Raw genomic sequence first — 17384 nt, 5'->3', positions numbered from 1 at the left:
AATAGAGAAATGATTGTAGAGATTGATGGTGATGACATGAAAACCGAGAAAGATTTTCATAGAAAAATAGCCATTGCTCTGGATGTTGCGAGTATGTATGGAAATAATACTGATGCTTTGTGGGATTTATTGAGTGGATTGGTGGGTGGTCAAATTATACTTATATGGAAAAACTCGGATTTGTCAAAAAAACGATTCGGAGACGCGTTCGATAGAATTGTTAGCGTGTTAGATAGGGCCCAGAAGCACGATCAAAAGAGCTCATCATCTGATAAATTTACATACATTTTGCGATAATTTAGGCGCGTTGGGCGGTGCGATGAAAATCTCGCTAACAATCGCAAAAAACCTGCTGACTCAAACGTTACTTGAGCAGAAGGAGATACCCTGTTTAAGCCGCATCAGCGGTCGTGAATTCGAAATCAGCTTTATCGACCCGTTGCCTGTGGCTTGCGGTAAAGTCAGCGACTGGGACGGCAGGAAGATAAATGAACGCGCGCCAGCTTATGGCGGTGGAAGCTATACACATGACTGCTTCGGTAAAGTAAGTCTCGCGCCGATTGACGGCGGTAAGTATGAAATTGTTGATCTGTCTTTTTTTAATCGCGCCGTCGGTTGGTGCCCGATTATCATCAACGGAGAATACGGGCCGATTGGCTCTTTCTGGGACGAAGAAGAGTAGTGCGGATGCGGTAGGCCTTGCTAGGGCGACAATGGTGCAGAGGTCGTCGTACCAAGGAGCCCATAATGGAAATCGAACTGACAATTGCCAATAATCTTGTTACCCGCGCATTCTTGGGGCAAAAGGACATCCCGTGTGTGTGCCGTGTCGGCCTCGGCCACGATTTCGAAATTGATTTCATTCCCCCTCTGCCGGAAGCACATGGCATTGTTAGCAATTGGGATCGAAAGAAAATAGAAGAGCGAGCGCCTGCTGGAGCTGGGTGTTGATTTCCGCCAGAGAATAATCCAGTTGCGCATTTTGCGGTGACCCATATAGATATCCCTAATTTGTTGGAATACTTCGCTTTTTTTGCTCACGTAGGGGCGTGCGAAAGTGGAAAAAAGGGTCAAATCGCGGCGGAATTCAACACAGCGTCATCAGGCTGAATGCTGCGGTATCGCACGCTCGACCGATCAACGGACAAAACCTCGCACGCCCGACGCTGGCTCACACCATGCTGTTCGCAGACATGAGCCACAGCGTCCCGCTTCACATCGGGCGTCACCATTTTTTTGAAGCGACATCCTTCAAAATGGCATTATCCCGCATGGTCTCGGCCAGTAGCTTCTTCAGCTTGGCGTTCTCGTCTTCCAGAGCCTTCAGTTTGCGGGCATCGGAAACCTCCATGCCGCCAAACTTTGCCTTGTATTTGTAGAAGGTCGCTTCGGATATCCCGTGCTTGCGGCAGACATCGGATGATCTGCTCGTCCGTGAACCGTGAATGCTTCATGCTGTCCGTCTCCTCAGAGTGACGGACTCTACCAAAATTTGGAGGAAGATCAGGGACTCAGGTCATTGAAGCAAAATTACTCTGCCAGCTTTTGTATTTCTGAAACTTGTTATTGTCAGTCGAACGGCGACTTTGTGGTGTCCTCGCGGGCAGTTCTTGGTACAAAACCCACGGTGAATCCGAACAGCCGGCCGATCTTGTCCAGCGTTTCAAATGTCGGATTTGCTGTGCCGGCTTCGATTTCTGCGATTTGCCGTCGTGTCAGGCCGAGGGTTTTAGAGAACTCCTCTTGTGTCATTCCAAAGCTCTTGCGAATTTCAACCACGGCGCTAGGTAGGCGCAGTGCACCCTGTCGTGCTCGCTCGGCCAGATTTCGGCGGTGCTCTAGAACTTCTTCTTTCGTGGGCTTTTTCCAGCGAGCCATTTTATCCGTTCCTTTCCGGCGTTACGCGCAGACCACTGCAACGCTGTCCGCAATCTCGATGCAGCGGCTCATGGCCCGCTCGAGAATTTCGGGCGGCGCGCCAATGTCTTTCGCCATTTGAGGCGCCTGCCTCAGACGCTCGGCAAATTGGCTGAGCGCGATCGTGAGGCGCGCCTGTTCATCCGGGTCGGGCATAAGCGCGGCGCAGATCAGTTTCCAATCGGGAAGGTGATCACGGCCTGCCTCGCGCATGGAAGCCCAGCGTGTGGAGCGAATAATTCCTTCCTTGGCGAGACGCATGGGTGCGAAATCGAATAGCGGCGACAGCCGGATCCTTCCGTCAGGAAGCTTGCTCAATGCGGAGTTCCCGCCATGATTGTCGGGATTGCCGAGCGCCAGGTTGGCGATGTCGCGCTCTAGGTATTCGACTATGTCGCGGAACGGATCGGACGAATATCGCTTTAGAATGTCGATATAGATTTCGTGCGCGCCGATATGGCCGAAATCGGCAACACCAATGGCGGATACCAGGCTTTCCTGCCCAAGGCGTATCGTCTGGCCATTCTTCCCCTTTTGCCGATCGAAACGAGGAATAATCAGCACGCCTTCCGCATACGTTGAGACTTCACTGACATTCAGGCCGATTTCAACAGCAATACGGGAATACAGTGCTTCGCCTTCGAGAATAAGACGATCTACTGGCTCGGTGCTACGCACCAGTTTAACGATGACATGACGCATTGCCTCGTCGTCGTCGACGAAGCTGTCAGGGTAGTATAGTCCGTCTCTTGCTTGGGTCATCGACACTTTCGGCCACTCGCCCTGCAGGCCGCTTGAGCCGGAGGCGAGCATTCCAAAACGATCGGCGACTTCCATGAAGCGGTCCGAGCGCGCCAGAATATCCGTCTCAGTAACGCCTCGGCGCTGCACGCCGTACAAACGTTCCGCTTCCGCTTCCGCCGCTTGCCTGATCCGAATGTTTCCTATTCCCCCCGTCGCCGATCGAAGAAGCAGGGGAAGATCGGATGCGCGGGCCGCCTCGACGAGCCCAAGATGTTCTGCGAGCTTCCGCCTTGCGTGCCCTTGCGGCATCAGGTCTAGAAGAAAGGGAGGCCAATGGCGGCTATATCGGTTTTCGAGGTCTACCGGATAGCGGACAGACAGCGCGCGAAGATCGCAGACCGCTTTGCCTAGCGCGAATTCCTGAGATGCTGCCGCAATGAAATAGTCGAGGTCATAGTCAACGATCGATGCGCCCTGATAGCCCGCGTCGTCATCGTTTATCTCGAGTGTAGCAGCTTGATGCCACTCATTTTGAAAATGGATTTGAAGTGCTAGTCGCATTTATTGACCCCTTATGATGGATCAATTAATGCTATTCTTCTAAAAAATCAACCCAATATAGTGGATCAATAATTTTATGCCGACTGTCCCTTCCAGTTCCCGACGCGGCCCTGGGCGCCCTTTCCGGGCTTTATGTGCTGCTTTCGCGAGCTCAGCTTGGTCCCAGCCCAACATAGCTCGCGCCCCTCGGCATTGCTCCATCGTATAAACAGGCCACTGTTCGTCATTCCGGCTTCTTGAATCGCACGCCGACCCCACCGCCATTGCGTGCAATGAATTCAATGCCGGCATCCTCCAGAGTTATCCTGATCAGTTTCAAGTTTGCTGCTGTAATCGACGGCTGCCCGTCTTCAGCTTCCGCGCGACGTACCGTCATGACACCAATACCAGTGGACTTCGCGAGATCTTCCGCAGTCCATCTGAGCAGCGCTCTCGCCGCTCGAATTTGAGCTCCGGTTATTCCATTCATTTTTTCTTATTTCTCATTGTAAACTATATTACCACATGGTACTAAAAGCATCACTCGGCTGCACCCGGCGCTTGCAACACCGGATACAGCCTAACCACAACCAAGCTGTCAGGAGCTCGGATCATGACTGATTCCGACAATAGCAGAACTTTGCCTCCGGTCACCCGGAGAGACTTCCATTCCTTCGTGGCGACGTCTTTACCCACATATCCGGAGCTTGCAGCCTCGCTCACCGCGCCGTTGGACGTTTGCAATGACGATCTCGCGTTCACGATCTGGCGCGAATGGTGTGCGGCCCGGCAACATGTGATCGAATCATGCCTGCGACAGCAGGGGCTCGAAACCAAGCTCTTCTCGATGGTCGGATCACCGCTGCACGCAGCCGACGCAGGGAAGCCTGCCGACGAAGACCTCGGATACAGCGACGCGCTCCAAGAAGAACGGCGTGCATTTACCCTCGAAGACGAGGTCGCGGAAACCTTGTGGGATACGCCGGCGGAATCGATCATCGGCGCAACCGCGAAACTCCATGCCGTTGTCACCAAGTGGCAACCCTCGCTCATCAGCGATGATTATCCGTGGCCGCAAATCCGTTCCGTCATTGCCGATCTGCTGAAGATCGATGTGGAAATGTCCTTCTCGCATTCCGGCGTAGCGACGTAGGAGCGATCAGCACCAGCCTGCAGTCCAAGTCGCGCTTGGGCCAAGTGGCGGCTGCGATGCCGGATCTCTGAGGACATCGCTCCAGTGATGAATACGTGGTGGAACCTCTTCCGCCGCGCCGGTGCTGGCTGCGCCAAAAATTCAAAAAAATGGGAACTCGATAATGAAACAAGGGAATTCATTTTGTTCGCTTCTGTTGTCCGCGTTGCTGATCTCGCTTGCGGCCTGGAGCGTTCTCTCGGGGCCGGCACAGGCACAGGAGCTTCGAATCGCGACTTCGTACAAGTTGATGACGCTCGATCCGCATTACGCAAATCTCAACGAGAATACCTCGCTGCTCTCCCATATTTATGAGCGGCTTGTCTATCAGGACGAGCATCTCGATCTGAAGCCCGGCCTTTCCGTCTCCTGGCGTGCGACGTCAGACACGCAATGGGAATTCAAGCTGCGGCAGAATGTCCGCTTCCATGATGGCTCGCCTTTCACCGCGGACGACGTCGTCTACACGATCGAGCGCATTCGGGACTTCCTGAATTCGCCAACCGGCGGCTTTCGCTCCTATGTAAGCGGGATCAAGGCGGTTTCGGCGCCCGATCCTCTTACCGTCGTCATCGACACGAACGGCAATGTCCCGAACCTGCCGCTATCGCTCTCCTCAATCTTCGTCATGCACCGGCCGGGGCCGGGGTTCCAGACCACGGAGGAGCTCAACTCTGGTAGTCCTCCCGTCGGCACAGGACCTTACAGGTTCGAGAGCTGGAGTTCCGGCGAGATGCTGAAGCTCACGCGGAACGACGACTATTGGGGCGGAAAACCCGCTTGGTCAGCAGTGACGTTCCGGATTATCGAAAACCCTGCCGCGCGCGTGGCGGCATTGACCACCGGGGATGTCGACATCGCAGACGCCATTCCGGCACGCGACGTAGCGTCGCTGAAACAGCGTGGTGCCAGGATCGCGAGCATCAGTGCGGCGCGCATCAATTTCCTGCAATTCGACGTGGAAAGAGCGACGCTCCCCGGCGTGACGAGCAAATCGGGTGAGCAGATCGCCAATCCCTTCAAGGACCCCTCGGTGAGGCGCGCGCTTGCGATGGCAACGGATCGCGGAATTCTCGTCGACAAGATCCTTGCCGGTTACGGCACAGCCGCCGCGCAGGCTTTCCCGGGCGGACTGCCGGGCACTTCGGTAAATCTGAAGCCTGAATCTCCGCATTATGACAAAGCAAAAGCGCTTCTCGCAAAGGCCGGCTTTCCAAACGGCTTCAACGTCGTTCTCGCCGGACCTACTGGCCGTTATCCCGGCGATAGCGAAAGCCTCCAGGCCATCGCGCAAAGCTGGGCACGCATCGGCGTCGCCGTCCAGCCTGCTGTCTTTCCGTTCTCGGTGTTCAATACCAAGCGAGCTAGCGGCGACTATGGCGTCTGGTACGGCGGCACCTCAGGCGAGGCAGTCGATATCATTCTCCATGCTCTGCTGGCGTCGCCAAATACCGAACGTGGAACCGGAGCCTTGAATTTTGGGCATTATCGGAACGACGCTTTCGACGCGATGCTCGCAAAGGCGGAAAGCATCCAGGAAGGCCCGGAGCGGAACAAGGCGCTCGCCGACGCGACGGATGTCGTGATGGCCGACCAGCCGATCATTCCCCTCTACCACTTCCATCATATCGTCGGTTACGGCCCGCGGGTTGGCTCCTATGCGATGCACCCCCGCGGCTGGACGACCGCGATGCAGACGCTTCCAGCGACGGAGTGAACGATCATGGCCTTGATTTCAGCTGCGTTGGGAAGGCTGGGCCAAGCCTTCCTTCTTCTCCTCACCATGTCGTTGATCGGCTTCATCGGCATTCACAGCATCGGCAATCCAGTCTTCAATATCGTCAACATCGAAACCGCCACGCCTGAGGACATCCGGCGCGCGACGGTCGCGCTCGGACTGGATCAGCCAATCTGGCGCCAGTACTTCCTCTTCATTAGCAATGTCGTCCATGGGAACTTCGGAACCTCCTATATCTATCATCTGCCAGCCCTCCAGCTGGTCATGAGCAAGCTTCCCGCGACGCTTGAGCTCGCATGTATCGCGATGCTCATCGCGGCTCCGGCCGGAACAGGAGTGGGGCTCCTGGCCGGCCGGAGGAGAGGAACGCTGCTCGACCGGAGCGTCCTGAGATCGAGCGTGTTCGCATTGAGCGTCCCATCATTCTGGCTGAGCATGATGCTGATCCTCACCGGCGCCATCCTGACGGGCTGGTTTCCATCCGGGGGCAGGGGCGCGACGGCTAGTTTCCTCGGGCAGGAGTGGAGCGTCCTGACCAAGGACGGCGCCTGGCACATGGTTCTTCCGGCACTTGCACTGGCGATACCGAACATCGCGCTCATCGCGCGGCTTTCGCGATCCGGCACGATCGAGGTCGAGAGCCTGGACTTTACGCGGTTTTGCCGTGCGAAGGGGCTTTCCTCACGAACGATCCTGCTTCGCCACACCCTGCCGAATATCAGCGTGCCGATCGTGACGATCATCGGCCTGCAATTCGGCGGCATGCTCGCTTTCGCGGTGGTGGTGGAATCGATTTTCTCGTGGCCGGGCGTCGGAAAGCTTCTGATCGACTCCATCCAGCTTCTCGATAGGCCGGTGGTCATGGCGACACTGACCTTCATCTCGGTCGCGTTTGTGGCCCTGAATGCCTTTGTCGACCTCTTCCATGCCGTGCTCGACCCGCGCGTGCGCCTGGCCTCATAAAGGGAACTGCCATGAAAGCTCATATTCTCCGGGCGTTGAACCGGCGTCCTCAGCGGCAGGTGCTAACTCCGTCCAAGATCCTGCTTGCAACCTATGTCCTGCTCGCCCTTACTGCCCCAGCGATCGCGCCGCAAAACCCATACGATCCCCTGCAAATCTATGGATGGGAGGCATCCTCTCCTCCAGGCACCTGGGGGAGCGGCGGCTATCTCTACCTGCTCGGGACGGACGGGCTCGGCAGGGACATCGTCAGCTGTATCCTCTATGGCTTGCGCATCAGCCTGGTCGTGTCTGTCACGAGTGCGGCTGCTGCTGCCCTGATCGGGCTGACGGCCGGCGTCAGCGCCTCTTATTTCGGCAAATGGATCGACATCGTGATCATGCGGTTGGTCGACCTTCAGCTCAGCCTGCCGACGATCCTCGTCGCCCTGATCGCGATCGTTACGCTCGGGCCAGGAATAGACCGGATCATTCTGGCGCTGATCATCGCCCAATGGGCAAGCTATGCGAGATTGGCGCGAAGCGTGGCGCTCAGCGAGACGAATAAGTCCTACATGGACGCGGCCCGGCTGATGCGGTTGCCGACATCCAGGATCATCTTCCGCCACCTGCTCCCGAACAGCATCGCGCCGGCCGTGACCTTGATACCGATCGAGGTCGGCCACGCCATCGCGCTCGAGGCAACCTTGTCCTTTCTCGGCCTTGGCGTTCCGATCGACAAGCCGTCGCTCGGCTCCACGGTTGCAAACGGGTTCCAGTACCTTCTGACCGGTCAATACTGGATCAGCCTTTTCCCCGGCCTCGCCCTCTTCGGCCTGATCGCAAGCATCAATCTCGTCGGTGAAGACGTTCGCCGTCGTCTCGATCCAAGGAGCCGTCCGGTATGACTTACGAAACTGGAACAATGCCTCTGCTTCAGGTGAAGAACCTCGGCCTTCGCCATCTCTCCGCATCCGGACCGGTTACGATCCTGTCTGACGTCAGCTTCGAGCTTCGGCGCGGAGAGATCCTCGGCATCATAGGCGAGTCGGGTGCTGGAAAATCGACGTTGGGCAATGCCGTCCTAGGCTTGCTTGCGGCTGAGTTCCAGCGGACGTCCGGCACGATCGAATTCGACGGCAAGCCGATCGGCGCCATGGGAGGGGAGGGGCACGCCATCCGAGGGCGGAGGATATCCGCCATCTTCCAGGATCATACCGCCTCGCTTGATCCCTTGATGAGCGTCGGTGCGCAGATCGAGGAGACAATTCTTGCGTTCGACGGCTCTCTATCGCGGCGTACCGCGCGTCAACGTGCCCTTGATCTCCTGGACCGCGTCGGAATTGCGGAGCCGCAGCAGCGATACGGCAACTATCCTCACCAATTCTCCGGAGGGCAAAGGCAACGGGTGGTCATTGCCATCGCGCTGGCGGGATCTCCCCACATCATCATCGCCGACGAGCCGACATCGGCGCTGGATGCAACGGTTCAGAAGCAGATTCTGAAGCTTCTCCGTACTCTCGTCGACGAGACGAGCGTCTCCATCATTCTGGTCACCCATGACATGGGGGTGGTGTCCGAGATTACCGACCGGGTTCTCGTCATGAAAAAGGGCCAGGTGGTCGAGCAGGATCACACCGCGACCATTCTGGATGCGCCCAGGAACGACTATACGCGCAGCCTGCTTGCAGCGGTCCCGCGGTTGAGGACTTTGGCAACAGCGGCGAAGGCCAATGGCAGCCGGACCATTTCGTTCGGGAGAGGGGAGGGCGACGACATATTGCTCGCCGCCGCCGGTGTTTCGAAGACCTTCGCACCACAAGGGTTCTCGTGGCGTCCTGGCCGGAACATGGCGAAGTTCGCCCTCCGCGATGTGAGCATCGCGCTGCCACGTGGTGCGATCATCGGCATTGTCGGCGAGAGCGGAAGCGGAAAGACGACGCTCGGCCGGATTATCGCCGGACTGGACACGGCCTCAGTGGGACGCGTGACAATCGGCGGAAACGAGTTCGATGTTTCGAAGAGCGGCCGCCGCAACCGCCTGCTCGGCCGCGCGCAGATGATCTTCCAGGATCCCGCGGTGTCGCTCAATCCCAGGATGACCATCAGCGAGACACTGCGCGAAAGCATCCGGTTTGGTGCCGGCATGCATCCCAGTGATGAGTTGGGAGAGGCGGCACGGATGATGGACCGGCTCGGTCTCGCCCGGAACATGCTCACCCGGTATCCGCATCAGCTGTCGGGTGGCCAGAAGCAGCGCGTTTGCATTGCCCGGGCGCTGCTGGCAAGGCCTGAGATCATCATTGCGGACGAACCCACGTCGGCTCTCGATGTGTCGGTACAGGCCGAAATCGTCAGGCTCCTGAAGGAGATCATTGCCGAGCAGGGAATGACGATGATCTTCATCTCCCATGATCTCGCCGTCGTGCAGCAGCTCTGCAGTTCCGTCTACATCTTCAAAGACGGCCGGGTCGAGGATTTTGGGCCTTCCGATTTCATCTTCTCACAATCGCAAAATCCCTACACGCGCGCCCTCATCGACGCCCGGCCCGGCCGGTTCACCTGTTGAGGCCCAATTAGGCCGCCGGCGCGCCGGGCTCGGCCTTGAATACCAACTTTCCAGACATTGGTGGTTCTTACTACCGCAAAAGGTGACTTATGACTGACAGGTTCACATTGGCCGTCACGGGCCAATCGCTCATAAAATACGACATCCGCGCTATCCGAGCTTCGGCGTTTCAGGAGGTTCAGGCCCTGCTTCACCAGGCGGATCTTTCGTTCACCAATTTCGAGGGAACGATCCTTGGCAGCCACGGAGGATGGCCGCTCAAGGGATCATTCTTCGGCTGTAGCGATCCTGTCATCCTGGATGCGCTCCAGGGGATCGGGTTTCGCGCACTTTCGCTTTCGAACAACCATGCCTTCGATCTTGGCCCATCCGGTGTGCTCTCGACCCTGGAAGAGGTCGAGAAGCGAGGCTTCCTCCATGCGGGTCTCGGCCGCAACCAATTCGAGGCTTCGCGGGCAGGCACTGGAACGATTGGTGGGCGGCGTGTCGCCATCGTCGCGATGGACGGAGGTCCAGGTCCCGACTTCATGTATGCGGCGAATGTAGACGTAGGCCGGCCTGAGCGTCCTGGCGTGAACCGGCTGCGTCTGTCGCAAGTCATCGAGGTCGATGACGCGGCCTTCGGACAGCTTCGCTCCATTCGGGAGAGTGTCGGCTACACGGCGATCGACCTCACCAATGATAGCCAGCCGGATGATCCGCCGCTTGTCGATCCGCTTGAGGAGATCGGTATTTCGCGGGCAATCTTCAAACGAGCCGACAGCTTCGGCAGAAGCGTCAAGATCGATGAAAACGACCTTACCCGGAACCTCGAGGCGATCGCTTCTGCCGCCAGGGATGGCTACCTCGTCATAGCCTATCTGCACCACCATCACTGGGCTTCCGACTGGTACGAGGTACCGGAGTGGGTCAGTGGCGTTGCAAGACAGTGCATCGACGCGGGTGCTGCCATGTTCGTCAGCCATGGCGCACCAGTGCTTCAACCCGTGGAAATCTATCGGCGCCGTCCGATTTTTTACAGTCTCGGCAATTTCATCTTCCATGTGAGGTCGGAGAAATCGACCTGGCGAGCGCCTGAAGTGTGGGAGAGTGTTGTCGGCTTGTGCTCTTACGGGCAGGATAACGATCTGATCGACATCAGATTCTATCCGATCGTGATCGGCGGAGAAGACGGATTGAAGGATCGCTTGCTCGAAAGTCGACTGGTTCCACACCTTGCGACGGGAGAGCGTGCGACGAGAATCCTGAAACGATTCAAGGAGCAGTCCGCAAATCTGGGCGCGCAAATCGAACTGGAAGGCGGGATAGGTATTCTTCGCATCTGCTGATCCGCCGGATACTCACAGGATACTGGTGCCCGAGAACATCATCATTCGTCGCCGATGAGGGAATGGAATGTATTCGACTGAACAAGACACGATGGGCATTCGCGATGAACTTGTCGCTCGGTTTTTCCGCTACGTTGCCATTGAAAGCCAGAGTAACGCCACTTCAACGCATCTGCCCTCTTCTCCGGGGCAGCTTGAACTCGCCAAGCTACTGGCGGAGGAACTGCGCAGCCTCGGCGTTGATGACGTCGTGGTTGACGAGCAGGCCATTGTGATGGGCGTAAAGCGCGGTAACCGGTCGAGCGCTCCACGCATCGGTTTCATCGCGCATCTCGATACGGTCGATGTCGGCCTCTCCGCCGTCATCCGGCCTCAGATCAAACGCTTCGAGGGGCGGGATCTCTGCCTCAACCCGGCGAAAGACATCTGGTTGCGGATCGCGGAACATCCGGAGATTATTCCCTGGCAGGGCGAGGATATTATTGTCAGCAACGGCACCAGCGTACTCGGAGCGGATAACAAGGCAGCCATCGCGGTCATCATGACCCTCCTTGCCAGGCTTGAGCCGTCGCAGCCTCACGGCGACATTTTTGTCGCCTTCGTTCCGGACGAGGAAATCGGCCTGCGGGGCGCCAAGGCGCTCGATCTGAGCCGCTTCCCATGCGACTTTGCCTACACTATCGATTGCTGCGAGCTTGGCGAAGTCGTTGTGGAGAATTTTAACGCCGCATCCGGCGAGATCGTCTTTACGGGCGTCAGTGCCCATCCGATGTCGGCAAAGGGCGTGCTGGTCAATCCGCTGCTGATGGCACTTGATTTCATGTCCCACTTCGACCGCAGCGACACACCTGAATGTACCGAGAAACGCGAAGGTTATTTTTGGTTCAAGGACCTTGTTGCAAACGACAGCGAAGCCCGGCTCAAGGTCATGATCCGCGATTTCGACAAGTCCAAATTCGAGCAGCGGAAACAGCGTATCGGCGAAGTCGTGGAACGGATCGCGTCGCAATATCCTTCAGGATCGGTGCAATATAGCGTGGCCGACACCTACCATAACATCGGGGACTACCTCCAGGGCGATAACCGCTCAGCCGAGCTGCTGTTCAATGCTTTGGACAGGCTTGGGATCGCAAAAAAGCTCACTCCAATGCGTGGAGGAACCGACGGGGCAGCGCTGTCGGCGCGGGGATTGCCCACCCCGAATTTCTTCACCGGCGCCTATAATTTCCATTCGCGCTTCGAATTCTTGCCCGTCCCCGCTTTCGAAAAATCCTATGAAACCGCTCTGATGCTGTGCACGCTTGGAGCGGAACACGACAGCGACGGCCAGAGGGCATAGACGCAAAAGAGGCAATCATGAACCGGCAAAGTCCCGTGCTATTATGCGGCAGTATAATCGAGGACTATCTGGAGCAGCGAGCGTCACTCACGTCGAATTTACGCACTGGAGGATGATCCGGGACCGGACTTGGCCGTCTTCTTTTCGCCCGAATTGCGCTTTGAAACGAGCATTTCGAACGCTTCTACACCAAGGATTTGGGCGAGGCCATCGACCATATCGATCGTCGGGCTATAGACACACCGTTCCAGAGAGCTGACATAGGTGCGATGGACGTTTGCGCGGAGCGCGAGTTCCTCCTGCGACAGCTTCTTGGCGTTTCGCAGGGTCCTCAGATTCAGCGCGAAGATCTCTCGAATATTCATAATTCGGAGTCATGCGCGTTGCAGTGCATTCATCTACAGAGTATACGATACAATCGCGCAGATGGAGGCTCTCGCCTGCATGCATGTCTGCCGAAATGCCGTAGTTCGTCCCTGTGAACTACAAATATGTCTTGGATCGCTGATAAAATCGGTGAATTACAGCACTAGAGGTCGCAGGCCTGTCTAGGCGGAGTTTCCAACCTCGGCTTGGGATCAGAGATTAGTGTTTTCGGGGCGTACCGCAGACTTAACGGGGGGTAGAAAGCATGGAACCTCAAGACGTGCCGCCGAAAGACAAGTTTGAGCTTCGGCCTGTGATTGGGCTCACGCGCGGACTGCCGCCGGCGGACTTCGAGGCACTTACCGTGGGCGCGATCCGTACCCACCGGAGCCTGGTGGAGAAAGCCGACCAGTTGTTTCAGGCCTTGCCGGACGACTATAAGTCGGGAGCCGTTGCCGGTGGCGCTCAGCATCTTGCCTACATTGAGGCCTGCATCGAAATGCATGCTCAGATGAGCGTCGTGAACACCTTGGTCGATATTATTGGCTATATCCCGAAAGCCCCCGTGGACTGAAGATCAAATCAGCTTTCTACGTATAGCCAGCGCGGTCAGGTGCGTTGTCGTGTGGACGTCGAAACGCTTCTTGGTTTCGGCAAGCTTGACCCGGACGCTGTTGTATTTGACACCTTCGAGATCCGCCGCCTCTTCCATCGTTTTGCCGACCGCCATCCATTTGAGATAAGCGGCTTCCTTGGGGTCGAGGTAGGCCGGGCTCTCGGCGGTCGGGCTTGCTTTCATGAAGGCGATACGGGCGTGAAGTTGAGCGACAGCGGTTGCGGCAGCCACCGCATCGATCTCTCGGTCGAGATCGATTGTCGGCTTCTCAGAAGCCAGGGTGAACATAGACATCGAGCCGTTTGCGGTCTTGACTGGAATGGTAATGCCGGAGCGGATTCCGAAATTTGCAGCCTGTGAATAAAACGTGCGCTCGGGTTTGGAGAGGCGCGGCCCCTCCTGTTCGCCTGCCCAAGTGAAGATCCTTTTAAATGACTTCGCTCGCTTCACCACCGGATCTAGTCGGGAATAATTTCGTTCAAAATAATGGGATCGCCATTCTGGATGGTAGTTCGAGATTGCCAGCACATGCCCGGGCTGGATGTGGAGATAAGCGTAGCCGCCAAAACCGATCTGCTCCGTCAGGCCGGAGAGGGCTTCCTCGATGTGAGCTTGATCGGCCTCTATTGCGGCGAGGTCAGTTAGCTTATCCAGCCAATGCTGCATTTGTCACTCCGTGCTGATGTTCAGGTGGAACACCTGATCTGAGGATCTCCGGTTAGTATTTGCAATCCTAGATTGAAAAATGCATAATATGACTTATGGAACTTTTTGAAAAGCCGACTCTTCACGAGCCTCGCAGGCGCAGAACAAAAGAAGTCGTGCGGTCGGCCTCAGCCAGCGAGATCTCTCCGTTCTGAAGAGACATCATCGAATGCTGCCTGCCTCAGACAAAATATCGGTCGTGCAAGTTCCTCTGTCGAAGATACTGCTTGCATGCCACGTGTGCAGCATAAGCGATAGCCCAGATCCATCGATGGAATCTATCGGCTCGACCGATATTTTATTTTCGGCTCAGATGACGCATCGATCTGTCGGCTGTCGAGGTTTCCGCCTGCTCGTCGAAGTCGTCTAGCCGCATGCAAATTGACTTGGTGGAGCGAGCTTCCGGAAGCCGCTGCTCTTAAGATCAGGGTCCGCGTCGAATTCGCGTGTCTCTGGGGTTCAGCTAACGCTCGGTCGTATGCTTGTGCCTCGTCGCTGATGTAGCGTTCGCGCAATCTCGTCGCAGTCGAAAGACCGGCTTCTCGCCGACTAACTCGGCATTCCCTGCGCCGGGGACGGTTCGGCAGGCGGAAACATAGATGATAAACCCGAATGTTTCTCGGAGCGAATGCGAAAAGGCCGCTTAACCTGTTCACGCCATAACCCGCTTTCTCACGCAGGCCGGAAAGTGTAGCGGCCGACGGATGCTTGCATATTCTTACGCAAGCCTCCTGCCCCAGCCCACAACGCCCAATGGTGCCGATGCCTCGATGGACAGGTGGTGCATGCGCATTCGCATGCTGCTGCCCAAAGAAAGGCACCGTTGCTCAATCATCGTCGCCGTTCTAGCGCGGTAGGATTTGCCGATAACTATCCATCAAAAAGTCTCAAGATTTTACGGACACGGGCTTGAAATCTGAAATTCATGCGCATGTTTAATTGTGCAGTGCAACGAAAGCCGCCAGCATAGGCGGCGTGCAACATGAAACACCCCCGGAAGGCAGGTTTGTCGCAAACAGGAGTTTTGCCATGTCACGCACGATGCAAGTAATCGAGCTCAGCGCTCCTAGCAAGCTTTCCATATGTCTTCGCGATGTCCCTCTAACTCCAGTGGATGGGGTTCTCCTCAAAACGTCAGCAGTCTCCGTCTGCTCGACCGATATTTCCCATTTTCACGGCAATTTGCTTGCAGAGCAGTACCCCGTGATTCTTGGTCATGAATATAGCGGGACCGTCGTAGATGTCGGTCCCGAATGCGATGCTTCGCTTCTAGGGCAACGCCTGGCCTATTTTGGGCAGACTGATTTTGGAGGCATGGCAGAATACCGCGCCTTACGCCCTCTTTTTGCCGGCGACTTGCGCGCGTCTCCCTTCAAGACAGGTCGCTATTTCAGGGATGATGAAAGAGCAGCGGCGATTTTGCTTCCAGCGGAAATATCCGACCGGGACGCTCCGTTGCTTGAGCCAATCACCGCCGTTCTTCGATCGATCCTTTCACATCCGCCGGCGGTCGGAAACCGGGTACTGGTGCTTGGCGGCGGCCCTTGCGGTGCGATCGCCGGGGCAATCCTGCAAAATCTTTATGCCACCAAGTCGGTGGCTGTGCTCGAACGCAATCCCGCACGCCAGGAGACCGCCAAAGATCATTATGCGGATTATGTGTTTGGCTCGGTCGATGAATTGCGCGAATCCGACGACGACGCATTCGACTACGTTTTTGACGCCTTGCCTCCGCTGGTCAACATTGATCCGAGCGTATGCCCGCGACGAGCCGCAATGCGAGCGGCCAAGCCGGGATCGAAATATGTGCTCTATGGTGCATCGCAGACCCTGCAGCAGTTTGACACCTGGCTCCTGCTTGCCAAGGGCATAACGCTGTCATCGGCCGCCTTTGATGTCGATCACTTTCCCATGCACAAAACAGCCTTCGTCATGAGGACAGCGAAGCAGTTGTTGCTGAGACATATCATTGATCCCACTTGGATTATGACGAACGACATGTCATTCTGGAATCCCGACGAGGTTATCGAGTTCTTCGAGACATACCATCTCACATCTCACATCTCACCTGAAAACGGTAATTCGCTTTGACAGGTAGTCGATACTTGTTGGGTGCGTCGGCCAGCATATCCTTTTTTCTCTGGGGTATGCTGGGCGTTTCCATTGGCGCGTTGCTTCCAAATGCGATGGAGGCCTTCTCGTTGTCACCGCTCATGGCAGGTATGGTTTTTGTGGTGTGGTCGATCGGGTTCAGTCTTGGGTCGATAATCGCGGAAAGGTTGTTGAGAGCCTACGGCACGATCGCCGTTCTGGCCGTTCTGTCCAGCATAACTGCGCTGTGTGCCTTCTTTCAGTTCAGCGTGATGCATGCTGCGGTATTTTTTGCAATCTACCTCGCTCTCGGATTGTGTGGAGGGGCGATATTCACGGCTTCCCACACACTCTTCGGGGACCTTTTCGCGGAACGCCGATCCTCCGCCTTAGCCATTCTCGATGTCGTCTTCAGTGTCGGCAACATGGCTGCCCCGCTCGTCATTGTCGCGATTTTACGTTGGCAATGGAGCTGGCAAAGTTTTTACCTCATCGCAGCACTTGGCTTTTCCGCTATCAGTTGCCTGTTCGTGCTTCAGCTTTTCGGAAATCGGTTATCGGCCAAGCACAAATCCTCCAGCCGCGCGCTGGAGAAGAAAACCGGATTAGAAGCCTTGCCTTTGCTCAGTATTGCCTGTCTGGCGATCGCAAGTTTTGCGCTTGGTGCCGTCGAATGGACGCAAAATGTCTGGTTCGTCACCTATGCTCTTGCTGGTGGAGCATCCGAAGAACTTGCGAGATTTAGCCTCTCCTCGTTCACAGCGGGAATGATTGCATCCAGATTGGCCGTCATATGGTTTGACGTGGCAGGTCGATCAGTCTTCGTTCTGAGATTTATGCTGGCCCTCGCGCTTCTGGGCGAGCTGTCTGTTGTCTTTGGCGGAGCCGACGTCCCCATGCTGACCGGGAATTTCCTTCTCGGGGCGGGCATCGGCGGTTTGTTTCCGATCTTTCTCGGACGTGCGATGGACCGCCACCCCGCATCAAGCGCCGCGTTGTCGATGCTCATGGTTGTTTCGTTAACACTGGGAGGACAAGTCGCATCCTTTACCCTTGGCGCGTTAGCCGAACAGTTCGGTGTCAGCGCTGCCTTTCTCGTTACGCTACCAGTCATCGCCATAATGGCGATGGCCTTCGAAGCTTCATCCACCACAAGCCGCTAGCTCAGAGCTTTGATGCGTTGCCTCGTTCAGCGACAGAGACATTTTGCCGGCGTATGCGTGCGTGCGCCCCACTGTTCACGGCAAGAGGTCTTGGCGCGAGCGCCTTCGTGCGGCGGATGTGATTGCCGGCATCC

18 protein-coding genes and 1 pseudogene are annotated in these 17384 nt (G+C 56.5%); 13 read left to right on the top strand and 6 right to left on the bottom strand.

The window, feature by feature from the left end:
• Positions 1-9 precede the first annotated feature (9 nt).
• The 3 genes from JTP94_RS10730 to JTP94_RS10720 all read left to right on the top strand — a co-directional run bounded on the left by JTP94_RS10730 (position 10) and on the right by JTP94_RS10720 (position 951).
• Positions 10-297: a barstar family protein gene (locus tag JTP94_RS10730; RefSeq protein ID WP_204850477.1), complete on the top strand. Its 288-nt coding sequence runs from the start codon at positions 10-12 to the stop codon at positions 295-297.
• A gap of 22 nt (positions 298-319) precedes the next feature.
• On the top strand, positions 320-682 hold the full coding sequence (locus JTP94_RS10725; protein ID WP_246754804.1) for a hypothetical protein: 363 nt from the start codon (positions 320-322) through the stop codon (positions 680-682).
• 65 nt (positions 683-747) lie between these two features.
• Positions 748-951 (top strand): hypothetical protein, encoded by a 204-nt coding sequence (locus JTP94_RS10720; RefSeq protein WP_204850476.1) that lies wholly within the window; start codon positions 748-750, stop codon positions 949-951.
• A 137-nt stretch (positions 952-1088) separates the two neighbouring features.
• On the opposite strand, the pseudogene JTP94_RS35435 reads toward JTP94_RS10720, so the two are convergent.
• The 4 genes and pseudogenes from JTP94_RS35435 to JTP94_RS10700 all read right to left on the bottom strand — a co-directional run.
• Positions 1089-1454: pseudogene (locus JTP94_RS35435) on the bottom strand (transposase); the annotation flags it as partial.
• Positions 1455-1569: 115 nt separating this feature from the next.
• Entirely contained in the window at positions 1570-1878 is a 309-nt protein-coding gene (locus JTP94_RS10710) for a helix-turn-helix transcriptional regulator (RefSeq protein ID WP_204850475.1), read from the bottom strand.
• Between the two features lie 21 nt (positions 1879-1899).
• Entirely contained in the window at positions 1900-3222 is a 1323-nt protein-coding gene (locus JTP94_RS10705) for a type II toxin-antitoxin system HipA family toxin (protein WP_204850474.1), read from the bottom strand.
• A gap of 223 nt (positions 3223-3445) precedes the next feature.
• Complete coding sequence (locus JTP94_RS10700; protein ID WP_204850473.1) at positions 3446-3691, bottom strand: helix-turn-helix domain-containing protein; 246 nt, start codon at positions 3689-3691, stop codon at positions 3446-3448.
• Between the two features lie 123 nt (positions 3692-3814).
• Here JTP94_RS10700 and JTP94_RS10695 point away from each other — a divergent pair, with 123 nt between their 5' ends.
• The 7 genes from JTP94_RS10695 (at position 3815) to pepT (ending at position 12309) form a co-directional block, all read left to right on the top strand.
• Complete coding sequence (locus JTP94_RS10695; protein WP_204850472.1) at positions 3815-4354, top strand: hypothetical protein; 540 nt, start codon at positions 3815-3817, stop codon at positions 4352-4354.
• A 163-nt stretch (positions 4355-4517) separates the two neighbouring features.
• Positions 4518-6110, top strand: coding sequence for an ABC transporter substrate-binding protein (locus tag JTP94_RS10690; protein ID WP_204850471.1), 1593 nt, complete (start codon positions 4518-4520; stop codon positions 6108-6110).
• A 6-nt stretch (positions 6111-6116) separates the two neighbouring features.
• Positions 6117-7094 carry an ABC transporter permease gene (locus tag JTP94_RS10685; RefSeq protein WP_204850470.1) on the top strand — a complete coding sequence of 326 codons (978 nt, stop codon included), beginning with the start codon at positions 6117-6119 and terminating at the stop codon, positions 7092-7094.
• Between the two features lie 11 nt (positions 7095-7105).
• Positions 7106-7981 (top strand): ABC transporter permease, encoded by an 876-nt coding sequence (locus tag JTP94_RS10680; RefSeq protein WP_204850469.1) that lies wholly within the window; start codon positions 7106-7108, stop codon positions 7979-7981.
• Positions 7978-9642, top strand: coding sequence for an ABC transporter ATP-binding protein (locus tag JTP94_RS10675; protein ID WP_204850468.1), 1665 nt, complete (start codon positions 7978-7980; stop codon positions 9640-9642). The genes JTP94_RS10680 and JTP94_RS10675 overlap by 4 nt, the downstream gene beginning before the upstream one ends.
• A gap of 89 nt (positions 9643-9731) precedes the next feature.
• Positions 9732-10970 carry a CapA family protein gene (locus JTP94_RS10670; RefSeq protein ID WP_204850467.1) on the top strand — a complete coding sequence of 413 codons (1239 nt, stop codon included), beginning with the start codon at positions 9732-9734 and terminating at the stop codon, positions 10968-10970.
• A gap of 91 nt (positions 10971-11061) precedes the next feature.
• Entirely contained in the window at positions 11062-12309 is a 1248-nt protein-coding gene (gene pepT / locus JTP94_RS10665; RefSeq protein ID WP_204850511.1) for a peptidase T, read from the top strand.
• A gap of 98 nt (positions 12310-12407) precedes the next feature.
• Here pepT and JTP94_RS10660 read toward each other — a convergent pair whose 3' ends face one another.
• A complete protein-coding gene (locus tag JTP94_RS10660) occupies positions 12408-12674 on the bottom strand; it encodes a helix-turn-helix domain-containing protein (RefSeq protein WP_204850466.1) in 267 nt (88 codons plus the stop codon).
• Between the two features lie 266 nt (positions 12675-12940).
• Here JTP94_RS10660 and JTP94_RS10655 point away from each other — a divergent pair, with 266 nt between their 5' ends.
• A complete protein-coding gene (locus tag JTP94_RS10655) occupies positions 12941-13249 on the top strand; it encodes a transcriptional repressor TraM (RefSeq protein WP_204850465.1) in 309 nt (102 codons plus the stop codon).
• A gap of 3 nt (positions 13250-13252) precedes the next feature.
• Here the strand turns inward: JTP94_RS10655 and traR are convergent, their stop codons facing one another.
• Complete coding sequence (gene traR / locus JTP94_RS10650) at positions 13253-13957, bottom strand: transcriptional regulator TraR (protein ID WP_204850464.1); 705 nt, start codon at positions 13955-13957, stop codon at positions 13253-13255.
• Between the two features lie 1068 nt (positions 13958-15025).
• On the opposite strand from traR, the gene JTP94_RS10645 reads away from it, so the two are divergent.
• Together JTP94_RS10645 and JTP94_RS10640 are read left to right on the top strand one after the other, a co-directional pair.
• Positions 15026-16087, top strand: a complete 1062-nt coding sequence (locus JTP94_RS10645) for an alcohol dehydrogenase catalytic domain-containing protein (RefSeq protein WP_204850463.1) — start codon at positions 15026-15028, stop codon at positions 16085-16087.
• Positions 16088-16101: 14 nt separating this feature from the next.
• Positions 16102-17250 carry an MFS transporter gene (locus JTP94_RS10640; RefSeq protein WP_246754802.1) on the top strand — a complete coding sequence of 383 codons (1149 nt, stop codon included), beginning with the start codon at positions 16102-16104 and terminating at the stop codon, positions 17248-17250.
• Positions 17251-17384: the final 134 nt, after the last annotated feature.

Source organism: Martinezella lusitana (assembly GCF_016901135.1).
Lineage (GTDB): Bacteria > Pseudomonadota > Alphaproteobacteria > Rhizobiales > Rhizobiaceae > Rhizobium > Rhizobium lusitanum_D.
This window is presented reverse-complemented; position numbering and strand designations above follow the sequence as displayed.